General features: G+C 49.1%; 14 protein-coding genes. 2 read left to right on the forward strand and 12 right to left on the reverse strand.

The window, feature by feature from the left end; genetic code table 11:
• Nucleotide 1 precedes the first annotated feature (1 nt).
• From BMW43_RS02640 to serA, 10 genes are all read right to left on the reverse strand, one after another.
• Entirely contained in the window at nucleotides 2–1,279 is a 1,278-nt protein-coding gene (locus tag BMW43_RS02640; protein ID WP_091743853.1) for an ABC transporter permease, read from the reverse strand.
• A 27-nt stretch (nucleotides 1,280–1,306) separates the two neighbouring features.
• Nucleotides 1,307–2,569: a DUF2318 domain-containing protein gene (locus BMW43_RS02645; RefSeq protein ID WP_091743854.1), complete on the reverse strand. Its 1,263-nt coding sequence runs from the start codon at nucleotides 2,567–2,569 to the stop codon at nucleotides 1,307–1,309.
• A gap of 98 nt (nucleotides 2,570–2,667) precedes the next feature.
• On the reverse strand, nucleotides 2,668–3,207 hold the full coding sequence (locus BMW43_RS02650) for an iron transporter (RefSeq protein WP_218140584.1): 540 nt from the start codon (nucleotides 3,205–3,207) through the stop codon (nucleotides 2,668–2,670).
• Between the two features lie 42 nt (nucleotides 3,208–3,249).
• Complete coding sequence (locus BMW43_RS02655; RefSeq protein WP_091743856.1) at nucleotides 3,250–4,449, reverse strand: FTR1 family iron permease; 1,200 nt, start codon at nucleotides 4,447–4,449, stop codon at nucleotides 3,250–3,252.
• Nucleotides 4,450–4,507: 58 nt separating this feature from the next.
• Nucleotides 4,508–5,182, reverse strand: coding sequence for a TonB family protein (locus BMW43_RS02660; protein WP_091743857.1), 675 nt, complete (start codon nucleotides 5,180–5,182; stop codon nucleotides 4,508–4,510).
• A 5-nt stretch (nucleotides 5,183–5,187) separates the two neighbouring features.
• The gene (locus tag BMW43_RS02665) at nucleotides 5,188–5,598 is read right to left on the reverse strand and encodes an ExbD/TolR family protein (protein WP_091743858.1); all 411 of its coding nucleotides are present in this window, start codon (nucleotides 5,596–5,598) and stop codon (nucleotides 5,188–5,190) included.
• Entirely contained in the window at nucleotides 5,588–6,175 is a 588-nt protein-coding gene (locus BMW43_RS02670) for a MotA/TolQ/ExbB proton channel family protein (protein ID WP_091743976.1), read from the reverse strand. The genes BMW43_RS02665 and BMW43_RS02670 overlap by 11 nt, the downstream gene beginning before the upstream one ends.
• Nucleotides 6,176–6,210: 35 nt before the next feature.
• Nucleotides 6,211–7,203: an FAD:protein FMN transferase gene (locus BMW43_RS02675; RefSeq protein WP_177173436.1), complete on the reverse strand. Its 993-nt coding sequence runs from the start codon at nucleotides 7,201–7,203 to the stop codon at nucleotides 6,211–6,213.
• A gap of 509 nt (nucleotides 7,204–7,712) precedes the next feature.
• Nucleotides 7,713–8,957, reverse strand: a complete 1,245-nt coding sequence (locus BMW43_RS02680) for a DUF1015 domain-containing protein (protein WP_091743860.1) — start codon at nucleotides 8,955–8,957, stop codon at nucleotides 7,713–7,715.
• A 19-nt stretch (nucleotides 8,958–8,976) separates the two neighbouring features.
• A complete protein-coding gene (gene serA / locus BMW43_RS02685) occupies nucleotides 8,977–10,560 on the reverse strand; it encodes a phosphoglycerate dehydrogenase (protein ID WP_091743861.1) in 1,584 nt (527 codons plus the stop codon).
• A 630-nt stretch (nucleotides 10,561–11,190) separates the two neighbouring features.
• Here serA and serC point away from each other — a divergent pair.
• Nucleotides 11,191–12,279 carry a 3-phosphoserine/phosphohydroxythreonine transaminase gene (gene serC, locus BMW43_RS02690; RefSeq protein WP_091743862.1) on the forward strand — a complete coding sequence of 363 codons (1,089 nt, stop codon included), beginning with the start codon at nucleotides 11,191–11,193 and terminating at the stop codon, nucleotides 12,277–12,279.
• 81 nt (nucleotides 12,280–12,360) lie between these two features.
• On the forward strand, nucleotides 12,361–12,879 hold the full coding sequence (locus tag BMW43_RS02695; protein WP_091743863.1) for a flavin reductase family protein: 519 nt from the start codon (nucleotides 12,361–12,363) through the stop codon (nucleotides 12,877–12,879).
• 28 nt (nucleotides 12,880–12,907) lie between these two features.
• Here BMW43_RS02695 and BMW43_RS02700 read toward each other — a convergent pair whose 3' ends face one another.
• Together BMW43_RS02700 and BMW43_RS02705 are read right to left on the reverse strand one after the other, a co-directional pair.
• Nucleotides 12,908–13,588 (reverse strand): DUF2225 domain-containing protein, encoded by a 681-nt coding sequence (locus BMW43_RS02700; protein WP_091743864.1) that lies wholly within the window; start codon nucleotides 13,586–13,588, stop codon nucleotides 12,908–12,910.
• A 132-nt stretch (nucleotides 13,589–13,720) separates the two neighbouring features.
• Nucleotides 13,721–15,160: a 4Fe-4S dicluster domain-containing protein gene (locus BMW43_RS02705; RefSeq protein ID WP_091743865.1), complete on the reverse strand. Its 1,440-nt coding sequence runs from the start codon at nucleotides 15,158–15,160 to the stop codon at nucleotides 13,721–13,723.
• Between the last annotated feature and the right edge of the window lie 124 nt (nucleotides 15,161–15,284).

Consider the following 15,284-nt stretch of genomic DNA (forward strand, 5'->3'; position numbering starts at 1 on the left):
CTTACCTCCCGTGCAGTACAATAGCCGGACGCAAGGATAACAGCATGCGAATGGCCGGCAGACTTCCCAATAACAGTACGAAGGCCATGAGCACGGCAATGATCGGAATTACGGCCAGATTCACCGCAATGCTTGAGCCGAATACGGTATGGCCGATAATTTGCGCAAACCCAAGTCCCATAAAATACCCCACTGTACCACCAATAATACCGGCAATAAAAATTTCCGTCAGTACCAACAGGACCACAGCCAGGTCTGTCGCTCCCATGGCCTTCAGTAGGCCAAGTTCGCGGCTCCGTTCCATAATATTGGCACTTACCAGATTGGAAACCCCCAGAGCCGAACTTAAAAGGCTTAACGCAGTAATGAGCAGCATCAGCAGTTGGGTCTTATCCAGAATCTTCCCTTCCGACTCGGCAATTTGCCGGACCGGATGAGCCACCGAATTCTTCACGACTTCCTCAATCTGAAAAGCAATGGAGCTTACATAGGCCGTACAATACCAGATTTCATATTCTTTTAACGACAGGCTTTTCGGGTTGGCGGCGGCTTTCCGGGCCAGCTCATTCTCCGGTGTGGTAACCGCACTGACTTCGATTTGATCGATTTTCCCCACTAAACCCGCAAGCTTCTGTACCAAAGCCAACGGCGCCAAGATCTCCTCTTCTTCCACGCCGCCACCGCTTACGATTCCGCTCACATGCAGCGCTTCCGTTTTGCCGTTTGCTTCATATAAGATATCGGTGCCAGGCTGAACACCCAGCTCTTTGGCCAGCTTTTGCCCAACCAATACTGAATTTTCCTGTTGCTCATCGGGCCACGCCCCATCAATTCTCCACCACGATTTTAAATATTTTTCTCCGGTCGAAATATATTCTCCCGTAGGTAACAGCATGCCATGGTCGAACCAGGTGCCATGAATGCTGACCTGGCGGCCATCTTGCAGCGCTAAGGAAGCGTTGAGCTGCGGCGCAAAGGCAACAATATTATTCGTCCAAAAAATCGTCTTAATCTTGCCGACATCGGCTTCCTCCAGATACTCCCGGTGCGCCGTTGTCGTATCCAGCCCATACACATCTTTCAGTACGGAAGAGTTCTTCGGCGTTACCGTAATATTCGCCCCATAGGCCTTCAATTCCTGATTTACTTTCTCACCCACATCGAACATAACATTCAACATGGCCGCAGCCAGCGATACGCCCAGTGCTACGGTAAGCGCCACCAGCAGCAGCCGGCGTCCCTGCCGTACGACGGCCCCTTTCACCATTTGCCAGAACAAATCGTTTCACTCTCCTTTCACGCCGCCTTATCTAAAACGCTTGCGCTCCTGTTCAAGACTGGCTTGCGCGATGCTGATCCGGCCGTTATCCACTTTGTATTCAAGCGGAATCGGATTGCAGCCGCCGCGCATCCCGATAGTAGCCTTATTCATCATCACTTCGCATAATTTGCAGATAACCTGGCCATCCTTTTCATAGTAGCCGGTAGGACCGCATATTTCGCAGGCGTCCAGACCTACACCATAAGCCGAACCGCCCTTTTGAATGACGATGAACCGTACCATCTCGCCGCCTGAGGCTTTATACACATAACGGTGCAAATGTCCGTCGCCGACTTCCGACAAGGGTACTTCCACCTTACCGTCAACCGCATTGATTGGCAGTGCCGGCACCAACTCCACCGTTTTATTGGCATACACGCTGCCGAAGCTGGAGGAAAACACCATAAAAGCTAAACAGAAAACGGTGGCGGTTCCCCAACGCAGTTTATGCTGCGCTTGCATGAGAATCTTGCGGTATTGAGCCGGATTGGCATCGGCCGGACGTTCCGGCTTCTTCTGTAAAAACAAGGTTAGAGGTACTAGCAACGTAACAAAGAACACGACAAAAATAAACCAGGACTGCCGGTCAATCAGCGGCGCCATAATTTGCATCAAGACACCGCCCGGCAAAAACTGACGGGCCATCAGAATCTGAGTTATAAAAATGATCTGCTGTAAAAGAATAGCTACCATTTGTACGGTAAATACAAACAGCAACCGGCGATAATATAATGCGGCTGCCGCCTGGTGTACCAGATAACCGACGAGCACCGCCAGGCCGATGCCACAAACAACTCCCAGCGATTTCATTAATACGGTCAGCGTAAAATAATCGCCCACCGCGGTAATGACAATATTTACCGGCAACAGCCAGATTTCCATCCCATGATACCAAAATAGAGCAATCACTACCGCTAAAATAGATACTTTCAGTTTTTTTTCTACCTGAACTGATTTCTCCTGATTTTTCCGAAAGAAAAGTGCTAATAAGCCAAGCTCGCCAAGGATGGCAATGCAAACAGCAATCCCTTCAAAAACTTCCCGGCTCACCGCATTACGTGTGCCGACCTTTACCGCAATAATAAAGACAGAACCCCAAAACCCCCACGAAAGAGCACGCCAGAAAATGTTTTTATACTCGGCAACCTTCATCCGCAAAAGAATGGCCAGTAAAATCCCCAGCGGCACAGCTAACGCAACACCCTGCTCCATCACCGGGATGAACTGTTGTAAAAAGGTTTGTATCATAAACACTATTCCTTTCCATGAAAAAAGTCCTGTCCGCCAAAGGTCTGTTGAAACAAACCTTCGCCGGACAGGATACTGATTTCTTCATTTATACCCGTTTACCAATGTCTGGGCACATAGTTGAAGGTCCAGTGCATAACAACCGGTTTTTCCCAGAAACGGCCTTCCACACCGGTTTCTTTATCTACATGCAGACCATAATTCATCCGTTGCGGGCTCTCAAAGGTAAATTCGCAATCATATGTACCGGCGCCCAGCATTTTGATATTTGCTCCATAGTGCGGGCCATCATCGGCATTCATCGGCATAAATACGCCTTCCAGCGTTTGTCCGGTTTCTTTCTTAGTCATTTTATAATGCACGGTCAGATAAGGAATCCACTCGCCAACACCAAAACCTGTATTATTGCCTTCAGTTGCATGAATATCTGTTTCCATGTGAATATCGGACTTATCAGGATCAAGCATCATGCCTGCCGGTTCCATTTGAATCGGTTGGAAGTAGACGAGAGCCACTTTAAAATGTTCATTCACCGCTTCCTTCTCATCCCCGATGGGATATTCCTGGAACCCGTCTGCCGAAACAATTCCGCTGAAGGAAAAGAACGTAGCAAAAGCTGCACAAATAGTAAGTAACATTTTTAACTTTTTCATAGTCAACCGATACACTCCTTTTTACGTTTAAATAGTTTTTTCCAAAGCTTTGCTTTGGTATTTTCTATAATAGACAGTACCTGCAGCAGCACATAACAGGAACACCTGAACCGCCAGGGTCTCATAGGTTGGATAAATCCCTAAAAGATCAATGCTCGGAATCGGAATTCCTTCCACAAGAGTCATGCTGACAATACCTCCTTCCTGCAATTCTCCAATGCCGCTGCCGGCAAAGCTTATAGCCAGGACGAACATAAAAATACTGGTGCCGATAAAAAACGGCCGTAAAGGAATCCGCAAAGTGCCATAACGGACAAGTGCGAAAATAATGGCTAAAGCCACACAGCCGGCAAGGAAGCCCATCCAGATCATTTCCACATCGCCGGCGGCGCTATTAAACAGAGCCTGATAAAACAGTACCACTTCCGCCCCTTCCCGGTAGACCGCCAGAAAGGCGGCAAACCCGAGAGCCTTGGCCTTGCCACTGCTGAGTGAAGCCTTGACCATACCCTGAATATACGTGTCCCAGGCTTTGGCGTTCGTTTTTCCACCCATCCAAAAGCTAACCGACAGCAACACAGCCGCCGCCACCAACACGGTTATGCCCTCCATAATTTCCTGGTTAGCTCCCGCGCCAAACTCTTTAGTCAGTAAGTTAAACACGTAGGCGGTAACAAAGCTGGCGATGATCGCCGCAATGGAGGAGTTATAAACGGCATCAAGGTATTTAGCGTTGCCGGATTTCTGCAAATAAGCGATAATCGCCGCCAATACCAAAATAGCCTCGATCCCCTCCCGGAGAAGGATTAGAAACGCCGGCCAGAAGGATGCCCAGCCGCCTTGCGAAGCATGGCCTTCCAAGCTTTTCACATCATCATTGATCATTCCCACCAATACATCATTCGCGGCATGCAGCGCGGCGCTGTCAGCGCCTTCATTCATCATCTTTTTTATCCGGTAGAATTGATACTCTGTAAGATTTGCATTTTTCACCGCTACGGTAGTACGAATGGCTTTTTCCAAACCGTCTTTTTCGTAAACTCCGTAGTAAGCATCATTGACAGTCTTTTTTGCTCCTTCCAGGTCACCGGCATCATACATTTGCAATGCCGCTTTCATAGTTTCCTGAACGTGTCCGGCTACCTGTTCCCATTTGGGAGCTGCCTGAGCGGATGGCAGGATGGAGAAAAACAATAAAGCAAATAAAAGAATAATACCCTTTTTCACACTACCCACAACCTTCTTTTTATAATGATACTCATTATCAGTATTTTTTTAAAAAAAATTATTTTTTCTTAATAACATTAAATGGTATGGAAATAATTTTGGTACATTCCATCGGTCTGCCATTTTGATCCAGCGCCGCTTTGAAGGTCCAACGCCGAGCGGCCTCCATCGCCAGTTGATCTACCTCAGGTTTGCCGGAAGTAACGGCTATTTTGGTTTTAATAATTTTTCCATCTTTGCCGATGGTCGCAAAAACACTGACCCTGCCACGAAACTGGACATTGGCTGACGGCGGATAATAGTCCGTAATCAACTTTGGCGGCTGCCCCATCTGCACAGGCACGCTGTCTGCCGGTTCCTTAACAATAACAACCTTATCCAGCTTTTCCGGCTCTTCCGCCAGCTCCTGCAGTTTCGCAATCACCGGCTCATCCTGTTCCGCCAGAATCGGTGTCGTTTCCTCCTGCTCAGCCGGTGGCTGTTCAGGCTTTACCGGTTCAGGTGGTTTTTCCTCTTTTGGTTCAGGCGGTGGCAGCGGTGCCGCCACAGGTTGCTCTATCTTTTCTTCCGTAGCAACATCAACATTCTCCCATTCTATCGCCTGTACGGAATCAGGCGCCGCGACTGACTTCGCCTGCAAATGGGGAAGAATCAGGCTTCCCATCAGCCAAGCCGTCAGATGAAAGAAAAAAGCCAAGAGAAACGCCATCCGCCAATGAGTCGGATACTGCAAGGCAATTACCTCCCTTTCAACTCAGTCGCAATCGATACATGACGCGCACCGGACTGTTTCAGCGCATCCAAAACAGTCGCCATATCTTCATAAAAAGCTTTGCGGTCACCACGCAAAACGAATACCGTTTCCGAATCGGCCACCAAAGAGCTTCGAATTCGTTCAGCCAGATTTTCCACCGGCAGAGTATCCTTATCATAGACAATATCACCCTGCTCCGTGATGGTAATCGAAATCAAGTTCGGTTTTGTTTCTCTTTGCGCCGCCGCAGCCGCCGGCAAGTTCACCGGCAGCGTGTTAAGCTGCACCATATAAATGGTACTGACCATAAAAAAAACCAATACAAAGAGCATAATATCAATCATCGGGATAATCATGATTTTGGGCTGCTCAGCTATCCGATAATCACGCCGCATGGCCCTTATCTCCTTTTTTCCGCTTCAGCTCGGACAAAACAACAGCCGCTGCAAGATCCAAATCGCTGAGCAGCTTATCCAGTTGCTGGGAAAAATACGTATGTACCAACAGGGCGAAGATAGCCACACACAGACCGGTTGCCGTCGCAATCAAGGCTTCACCGATACCTCCCGTAATGGCCAGCGGCTGGCCTGCCTGCAAATTAAAAATACTGAACGAATCAATCATCCCGAATATCGTTCCCAAAAGGCCTAATAACGGCGCCATCGTTACCACCATGGATACGTAATTAAGCTTTGAGCGCAATTGCATGGCGGCTATCGTATAGGACGTATCCAAAGCAAGCTCAGCATCCTTCCCCTCACAAGCAGCGCTTACTCCAGCCTCGGCTAAAAAACCGGCCGCATGTCTTTCCTGTTGGAAAAGCTCCCGCAGTTTTTCTAACGAATGTTCCCGCAAAATACCGGGCAGCAATGTCAAAAAAGGCTGCAGCCCCGCCCGCGCCCGCCGGTAAAACAGAAACCGGTCAATGGCAATCGCCGCAACGCTCAATGAGCAGAGCAGCAGCAGATACATAACGGGACCGCCCTTTTGGAAAAGTTCTATACTGTTCAACCCTGAAACACCTTCCTTTTTAGTACAACTGTTTGCTGTTTCATGTCCTGCGGCAGCACATGAATGTAATCTTCCAGCCCCTCCGTAACAAAGACCTGCAAGGTATTTGTCACCAAAATAGCTTCGACTTCCGGGAGCTGCCCCAGAAACCGTCTGCTTGCCGCTAAGCCGCCGGCCATGCAGGCCGTTCCGTTAATCGGAAGCAACTGTTCCTTCCTCTTGTAAATCAGCGTGACGCTGATCAATTCACCGGTTCCGACATCAGCACGGGGATCAAAAATATGGGAATGGAAAAAGTCCTGGTTTTGGAGATAGCGACGATAATCCCCGGATGTTTCCACCGTATCCCAATTCTGCAATGAGACGCTGGCCAGCAGTGCATTCTGCTGCCGGGGATGCTGGATGCCAATCCGCCAGGCTTCCTGGTCAGACTTTGCGCCAATGGTGCAAATGTCGCCGCCGGCATCAATAATACCGGCCAAGAATCCCTGGGCCGATGCCGCTTTGGCGGCCTCATGCACGGCAAATTCCTTGGCAATCCCGCCCAGATCAAGCTTCATGCCCGACTGCGGCAAAAAAACACCTTCCCCGTTGATATCCAGCAACCGGTAATCAACAAGCGCCGCCACCTTTTTACGTTCGCTTACCGCCGGAAGCTTACTTTCCGGTCCGCCAATCGCCCAAAGCTCGGTTACGGCTCCGATCGTCGCATCAAAGGCACCGTCGGTAAAATTCGCAACATTCTGGGCCGCCAGTAAAATTTCCAAAACTTCTGCGGCTACAGGGACCCGTGCCTTGCCGGCCATTTGATTGATTTGCGAAAGCTGGCTCGTTTGTTCAAAACGGCTGCATAATCGCTCTATCCTTTGAAACGTATTCCACGCCGCCGCGAAAGCCTCCGGGCAGTTTCCGGCATAACTGGTCATGCGGAGAAACGTATTCATGCCTACTTTTGACTCCGTATAGCAGTTCCCTGATTCAGCCTTCATTTGTAACCTCATTTACACATTTCTGATAATGAATATCAGTTTCAAAAGCACAAGTATAATATAGCACTTATTTTTACTTTGTCAAGAAAAAGATGGAATTTCTCCTGCTGCGTAATTGCTCCTAAAATAGCCTTTTCTCCCTATTTTCTGCGGTCCCGGACAGGCAAAAAAATATAGACAAAAAAATATAGACAAAAAAATATTTGGAGTTCTCCGTCAGTCAAACAGAGAACCCCAAATATCTCAAAATACGCTATGATTATTAGGACGTGTCTTCAAATTATCCGAAACGATTCCTAGCGGTGCTTTTTGTGTCATACTTCTTTAAATTTTTTTGAAATAGGGGCCGCTATTCCTGAAAAATTTCGCGTGCCCTTTAGGGTATAACTCGTCTGACGCAAAAATCCCTCGCCATGAATCATTCCGTTATTTTGAAGGCACACCCTAGTGCGGCGAATTTTTCATCACCGGCAAAGCAAACCGGAAGCTATGGCTTTAGCCAGCAAAATTCACCTGGCAATAGTGTGAATGACCATGGCATCACGTAGTTTCGGTTCAAACCAGGTGGACTTAGGCGGCATAATCTGACCGGCATCGGCGATTGCCATCAGTTCAGTAATGGAAGTAGGGAACATGGAAAATGCTACGGCAAATTTTCCGCTGTCCACCAGCCTTTCCAATTCGGCCATCCCCCGTATGCCACCGACAAAATGAATCCGTTTATCGGTACGGGGATCTTCAATACCCAGCAGCGGCTGCAATACCCGGGCTTGCAAAATACTGACATCCAGACTCTCCACCGGATTATCGACCGGAATAATCGCCGCTTTGGCCGTAAGAGCGTACCACTTCCCGGTGTTGAGATACATGCCAAAGGTATGGGCAGCCTGCGGCTTGCAGGCACCATCTGCATATTCGGCAACATCAAATTTTTCCTTAATCGCCTGCAAAAAAGCCTCCGGTGTGAAACCGTTCAAATCGGCGACCACCCGGTTATAATCCATAATATACATCATATCATGGGGAAAAATCACGGCTAGAAAGCGCTCCGCTTCCGTTCCGTCCGCTGCCCCGTTTCTCTCACGCCAGGTCTTAGCGACTCTGGCGGCGGCAGCCGAACGATGATGTCCGTCAGCAATATACATGACCGGAACCTTTTGAAAAGCCGCCTCCAGATCGGCAATGGCTTTTTCGTCAGAAACAACATACAAGGTATGTCCAATGCCGTCTTCCGTAATAAAATCATATACCGGTGTACGCATGTGCGACGCGATCAAAGTGTTGATTGCCGGATCAGCCTGATAGGTAAGAAAAACGGCGCCGGTTTGGGCTTCGGTGACCGTAATATGATTTACACGGTCCAGTTCTTTGTCATGTCTGGTCAGTTCATGTTTCTTGATTATATTTTGCTGATACTCGGCCACCGATGCCCCGGCCACCAGACCAATCTGCACATGATCGCCCATTTTTTGCTTATATATATAGAAGCAAGGTGTAGCATCCTGCCGCAAAATTCCCTCGGCAATGAAGCGCCGCAAATTCTCGGCAGCCTTTTCATATACCTGCGGCCCATGAATATCAACAGTGCGGTCCAAATCCACCTCGGATTTGGTAACCCGAAGAAAACTGTATGGATTTTGTTCGGTTATTTTTCTGGCTTCCTCCGAGTCCATAACATCATAAGGCAGGGATACCACTTTCTCCGCCAATTCCGGCGCAGGTCTTACTCCGCAAAACGGTTTGATTACAGCCATCTTTTTTCCTCCTACTAAATTAACCGGCGTTGAAATTAACTAATTTCGCCCCGAATATTCCGTCCACTGCCTTGATCTTGGCCAATACATCGACGGGGATATCGGAATCGACCCCTAAGGCCATAATATTGGTCCCTTCCGTCGTCGTCTTCCCTACCTGCATGCTGGCAATATTAATGCCCTCCTGACCTAAGAGGGTGCCCACCTTACCGATAATGCCCGGCCGGTTAATATGAGGACTCAGCATGAGCCAGCCGTTGGGATCGACATCCACGCGATGGCCGTCGATGGAAACAATCCGGCCCTCCTGGCCAAACAGCGTGCCGCCAACCGTATGATAGCCCTTGTCACTGTTAATTCTTACCGTAATTAAATCGGCAAAATCAGCCGTCTGTTTTATTTTCACTTCCCTGACGGCAATGCCCCGGGTTTTGGCGATACCGGGTGTATTGACATAGTTCACCGTTTCCTGCAGGATGGGATTGAGCACGCCTTTGACTACTGCCGTGGTCAGCATTTTCGTGTCCACTTCGGTAATTTCACCATTGTATTCCACCTGGATGGAGTTGATACGGCCATCGGCGATAGCCACTGCCAGGCAGCCCATTTTTTCCCCTAAAGTAAAGAATGGCTTAATCCGTTCCAGCACATCGGCAGGAATGGGTGCCATGTTGACGGCGGTGGCCACCGGCTCGCCCTTTAAGGCGGCGATAATACCATGAGCCACATCGACAGCCACGCCTACCTGCGCTTCCGCCGTGGATGCTCCCAGATGCGGCGTAACGACCACTTTATCCAGTTTTAACAGTGGATTCTCCGGATCAACCGGTTCTTTTTCAAACACGTCAATGGCAGCGCCGGCCACCTTGCCCGCTTCAATAGCCGCAGCCAAATCAGCTTCGTTAATCACGCCGCCGCGGGCACAGTTGACCAGACGAACGCCGTTTTTCATTTTGTCAAACGCCGTTTTATTAATCAGATTTTTCGTCTCCGAGGTAAGCGGTAAATGCAGGGTAATAAAGTCAGCATTGGCAAATACCTCATCAAGCTCGCCCAGCTCAATGCCCAGCGCTTTGGCCCGTTCCGCACTGATAAACGGATCATAAGCCAAAATTTTCATTTCCATGGCAATCGCCCGTTTGGCAACACCTGTACCGATACGGCCAAGACCAATAACCCCCAGCGTTTTACCGCGTACTTCCACACCGGTAAACTTGCCACGCTGCCACTCGCCCCGTTTCATCGAAGCATAGGCTTGCGGGATATTTCTCGTCAGCGCCATCATCATAGCAATGGTATGCTCCGTAGCGGCAATGGTATTACCCTCCGGAGCATTCATAACAATAATACCCTTTTTAGTGGCTGCCTCTACGTCGATATTGTCTACCCCGACACCGGCCCGGCCGATGGCTTTCAGTTTAACAGCCGCTTCGATGACCGCCTTGGTCACCTTGGTTTCGCTTCTTACCACCAGAGCGTCGTATTCGGGAATGATCGCAATCAGTTCCTCCGGCGAAAGTTTGGTCTTTACATCAACTTGAAATTCCTTTTGCAAAATTTCAATGCCTTGTGCGGAAACAGGATCACTTACTAAAATCTTCATTGTCTACCTCCAAATTTAAAATTAGACCAAAGGGACATACTGTAACTAAGTATCAGCGAACAACTTGCTTAATGCCCCTTTTCGCAAGGACAGAACAGAAGCTCCGTCCCTGGGTTTATGACCGGATTTCAAACCTTCCGGTCACGCAAAAAAGTCCCGCCCCAAAAAATTTGGGGCGAGACTGAAATCCCGCGGTACCACCCAGCTTGCCGCATACGCAGCCTACTTTGACCGCTGTATCGGGCGGACCCGTCATAATTCATCACCAGCCACTCCGGAGCGGAATCATCTGCCCAGTACACCGGTTTGCACCCTCCACCGGCTCTCTGCCGTACTGCGGCTTATGACTTCTCTTTCATTGTGTTCAACAGGCAAAGCAGCAATAAAACCGCTAGCCCTGCATTTCAGTTGTTAGACTGATTATATTTTATCCACTTCGTAAAGTCAAGTGTGTTTTCAAAAAAAACATTTATCTACATATTTTTGCTGAAATCTCATATTTACTCTTGGCAAATTACTGTAAATAGTGATATGATTTATTATCATAATTCACACTGGCGAAAAATCACATATTTTTCTTGAGAATAACATAAATCATGTCGCACTTTGCGAAATCTGGGAGGTATTCTTTTGTCTAACCGAATCATCAATTTTAATGCCGGCCCTGCTGTACTGCCGCTCGACGTATTACAGGCAGCCCAAGAGGAGCTCTTAAATTTTAACAATACCGGAATGTCCATCTTGGAAATCAGCCATCGTTCCAAACCGTATGAAGAAGTAAATCATGAAGCAGAAGCTAACATGAAAGAATTGCTGGGGTTGGGCGACGAATATCGTGTACTCTTTCTGCAAGGCGGCGCCAGCACACAGTTTGCCATGATTCCGCTTAATTTTCTGACGCCCGGCCAGACCGCCGACTATATCCTGACCGGTGTCTGGTCGGAGAAAGCACTCAAAGAAGCCAAGCTGATTGGGCAGACCCATATCGCCGGCTCCACAGCGGAAGGTAAATACCGCCGCACTCCACAACAGGAAGAAATTCAGCTTAGCGACAAGCCGGCCTATGTCCACATTACCTCAAATAACACAATTTACGGTACGCAATGGAAAGAGCTTCCTTCCTTTGGTCCGGTGCCGCTCTTTGCCGATATGTCCTCTGATATCTTATGCCGCCCGTTCGATGCGTCCAAGTTCTCACTGATCTACGCCGGAGCGCAAAAAAACCTGGGTCCGTCCGGAGTGACCGCCGTCATTATCCGCAAAGAACTGACGGAAAACAGTCCCAAGACCATTCCCACCATGCTGCGCTACGACACACATGCCTCAACCGATTCGCTCTACAATACACCGCCGACCTTTGCGGTCTATCTGCTTAATTTGGTGCTGCGCTGGATAAAAGCGCAAGGTGGGCTTACCGCTATGGAAGCACGCAACGTAACCAAGGCCAAGTTGATTTATGACGCAATAGATAGCAGCAACGGCTTCTATCGCGGCCATGCCGACAAAGACAGCCGTTCACTGATGAACGTCACCTTCCGGTTGCCCAATGAAGAACTGGAAAAAATATTTGCTGCCGAATCGGTTGCTGCCGGCATGTCCGGTTTGAAGGGACACCGTTCGGTAGGCGGACTAAGAGCTTCGATTTACAATGCTATGCCGGTAGCCGGCTGTCAAACGCTTAGCGAATTCATGAAAGAATTCTGCCGCAAGCACGGTTAACACCCTTTGTCTGCCGTCCCGTCTGCTATCGTGAAGTCAAATGCCAAGCAGACTTTTACATTACTTACAAGGAGGCCGCCCATGACGAAAGATGTTGCCTATAATGAATTGAGTGCCAAGGCAGTGGAAATTCTCAGCAAAGGTGCCTTTTTAACCACTGCTTTCGATGGCAAGGTAAATACCATGACCATTGCCTGGGGTTCCATCGGCTTTGCCTGGCAAAAGCCCATTTTTATGGCGATGGTGCGCCCATCCCGCTACACCTTTGATTTAATTGAGAAAAGCAATGAATTCACCGTAAGCATCCCCTTTAAGGATATGCGCCAGGCCCTGGCCCTTTGCGGCTCCAGGTCGGGACGGGATATCGATAAATTCACCGCCGCCGGCCTGCAGGCCGTGCCGGCCCAAAAACTGACTACACCCCGCATCGCCAACTGCGGCTTGCATTATGAATGCAAGGTCGTTTTCAAACAACCGATGCAGCCTGAACAGGTTACGGCGGCCATTGCCAATACCTGTTATCCCAGCGGCGATTATCACACGCTCTATTTTGGTGAAATCGTTGCCAGTTATGTGGATGAAACGGAAACCGCTGAATAAAAAATCCGGTGCTAATGCACCGGATTTTTTATTCAGCAGCAGCGGCTTGATGCTTCTTGAGATCACGGGTGTCCTGCCAGGCATCCCGTGCCATCTCCAAAATTTTCTTTTCCATTTTCGCCTGCGGATTGGAAACCACCCGGTTATAAAATAACAAGGCTTCATCCAGCTTATCGGTGCGCCGGAAAAGTTCTCCCAACAAGTACATAAGCTGCACTTCCGACATACCGCCAATCGGGAAACGCTCATAAATCATAGCCTTTTCAAATTGTTCGGCAGCTTTCGCCAAGGCGGCCTGCTCGTCTTCCAGCTGCTCACCTTCACGATATAGCCAGCCTAAACGTAAATACAGCGTTGCCAGCTTGCTTGCCTGAATACCGGCCATCTCACCATAAAAAATCCCCAGACGGTACGTATTGAACGCCTGTTCGCGGGTTCTTACACCGCTAAAGTTTATATTGACTTTTTTTCCGGTCAAAAACTTCCTTACTTTGTCATGAACAAAACCGCCGAATTCAGCTTCCGGGGCGGCAAAACCACAATGCGGACAAACCCATACATAATAATAGTAAGGGTTGATGCCTTGATAATAAGTGCAAAAATCCGTATCCTGCTTCACCATGGTCAGCCGGCTGCGCACCTTGGTTACCATCACCGTGCCTTCACAGACCGGACAGCTCTTTTCTACTTCATATGTTAATTCTGCCATGTTTTCCCCTCCAACTATACATTACCACAAATTTCTGGGAGGTCAAGACATTTATCCAAGTGGTTCGTCCACGCTAAGCTCATCTATACCCATGCAAAGTGGACGGACCACCGAGTCGGTATTATTTACCGGCTAGATATTGCCGGCCTGCCCCTGTACGGCAAACCGCTCCACCTGCTTAGCCGTTACCCGGCAATCGGCCAGCACTCCCGGGCCATTGACACAGCCGCCGCTACAGGCCATTCCCTCTACCAGCTCGGCTTTTATCTTACCCCGCTTCACTTGAGTAAGCAGGGTCTTACAGTTTTCCAAACCGTCACACTGCTGGGTAGTGATAGCAGCATTCATCCCCATAGCCGCCGTGGCGCTGATAACCGCTTTAGCCACACCGCCGGCACAGGCAAATAAATTGCCCTCATAGGTCGCCTGAGTTCCGTAGCCCTCCTCCGGCATATCGGCAAGCCGCACACCGGCCCCTGTCAACATGGCGTCCAGTTCTTCAAAGGTAAGGGAAAAATCAATGATGCCGCCTGACTTCTTCGTCTCCATTTTCTTTGCGGTACAGGGTCCGATAAAGACGATAACAGCCGACGGGTCCTCGGCCTTAATTTTTTTCCCCAGCATAACCATCGGTGAAGGTGTTGTAGAAACATGCTCCACCAAATCCGGCATATGCTTCTCTACCATGGCCACAAAGGCCGGACAGCAGGACGTTGTCATAAACTCTTTTGCGGCCGGAACGGCCTCGCTCAGTTCCAGCGCTTCCGCCATAGCCACCGCGTCAGCGCCAACGGCCACTTCCTGGACCTCATAAAAACCAATTTTTCTCAGGCCATTCACTACCTGTCCCGGTTTTATTTTCACGCCAAACTGTCCGACAAAGGAGGGTGCCAGAATGGCATATATTCTTGCGCCCGAACGCAGTTGCTGGATGACCTGCACAATAAACGACTGCTCGTCAATGGCACCGAATGGGCAGGCCAATTTACAGTTGCCGCAAGCCACGCAACGGTCATAATTGATGCTGACCCGCCGCTCATCAGCCGAACTGATGGCCCCCAGTGAGCAGGACCTTTCACAGGGCCGGCCGATTTCAATGATGGCACCATACCGGCAAGAGCGTTTACAGAGACCGCACTCAATACACATGGCTTTATCAATATAAGCCCGGTTCTGAATGACCTTAATGGCCTTCTTGGGACAACTGGCAATGCAGTTATGAGCCAGGCAATTGCGGCAGGCATCGGTAACAATAAACTTATCAATCGGACATTCATCACAAGCCTCGGGAATGACATTGATTACCGGCATGTTGGCCTTATGCTGCTCCAGTGCCCGGCGGGCGGCCTCCTGCAACGGCAGTGTCATATCCTGGCTCAGCGCCAGGTTAATCCGTTCTTTTAGCACGGCCCGTTCTTTATGAACACAGCAGCGATAGCGTGAACCATTCTCAGTCACTACGGTAGTCAAAATATCCTGAACCTGTTCCTCCAGACTGTGTGTAAAGGCCAGCCGTGACAATTCGCTCAACACTTTTCGCCGTATTTGCGTAATTTCCGTCTCATGCAGCATGAAAACATCTCCCGTAACCCATATAATTATAAATCATGTTTTTTGTATACATTATCCTTGACTAAAAAAATCTGTATTCTCAACAGATATTGAATAAACCTCTTCTTTTCACCACAAGAAGTAT

The sequence above is a fragment of the Propionispora vibrioides genome, assembly GCF_900110485.1.
GTDB classification, from domain to species: Bacteria; Bacillota; Negativicutes; order Propionisporales; family Propionisporaceae; genus Propionispora; species Propionispora vibrioides.

Bases quoted from the DNA above. Each gene is read 5' to 3' on its own strand.
- BMW43_RS02645 (WP_091743854.1), bottom strand. From the start codon at position 2,569: ATGATACAAACCTTTTTACAACAGTTCATCCCGGTGATGGAGCAGGGT.
- BMW43_RS02650 (WP_218140584.1), bottom strand. From the start codon at position 3,207: ATGTTACTTACTATTTGTGCAGCTTTTGCTACGTTCTTTTCCTTCAGC.
- BMW43_RS02665 (WP_091743858.1), bottom strand. From the start codon at position 5,598: ATGCGGCGTGATTATCGGATAGCTGAGCAGCCCAAAATCATGATTATC.
- BMW43_RS02670 (WP_091743976.1), bottom strand. From the start codon at position 6,175: ATGTATCTGCTGCTGCTCTGCTCATTGAGCGTTGCGGCGATTGCCATT.
- BMW43_RS02675 (WP_177173436.1), bottom strand. From the start codon at position 7,203: ATGAAGGCTGAATCAGGGAACTGCTATACGGAGTCAAAAGTAGGCATG.
- BMW43_RS02680 (WP_091743860.1), bottom strand. From the start codon at position 8,957: ATGGCTGTAATCAAACCGTTTTGCGGAGTAAGACCTGCGCCGGAATTG.
- serA (WP_091743861.1), bottom strand. From the start codon at position 10,560: ATGAAGATTTTAGTAAGTGATCCTGTTTCCGCACAAGGCATTGAAATT.
- BMW43_RS02695 (WP_091743863.1), top strand. From the start codon at position 12,361: ATGACGAAAGATGTTGCCTATAATGAATTGAGTGCCAAGGCAGTGGAA.
- BMW43_RS02700 (WP_091743864.1), bottom strand. From the start codon at position 13,588: ATGGCAGAATTAACATATGAAGTAGAAAAGAGCTGTCCGGTCTGTGAA.
- BMW43_RS02705 (WP_091743865.1), bottom strand. From the start codon at position 15,160: ATGCTGCATGAGACGGAAATTACGCAAATACGGCGAAAAGTGTTGAGC.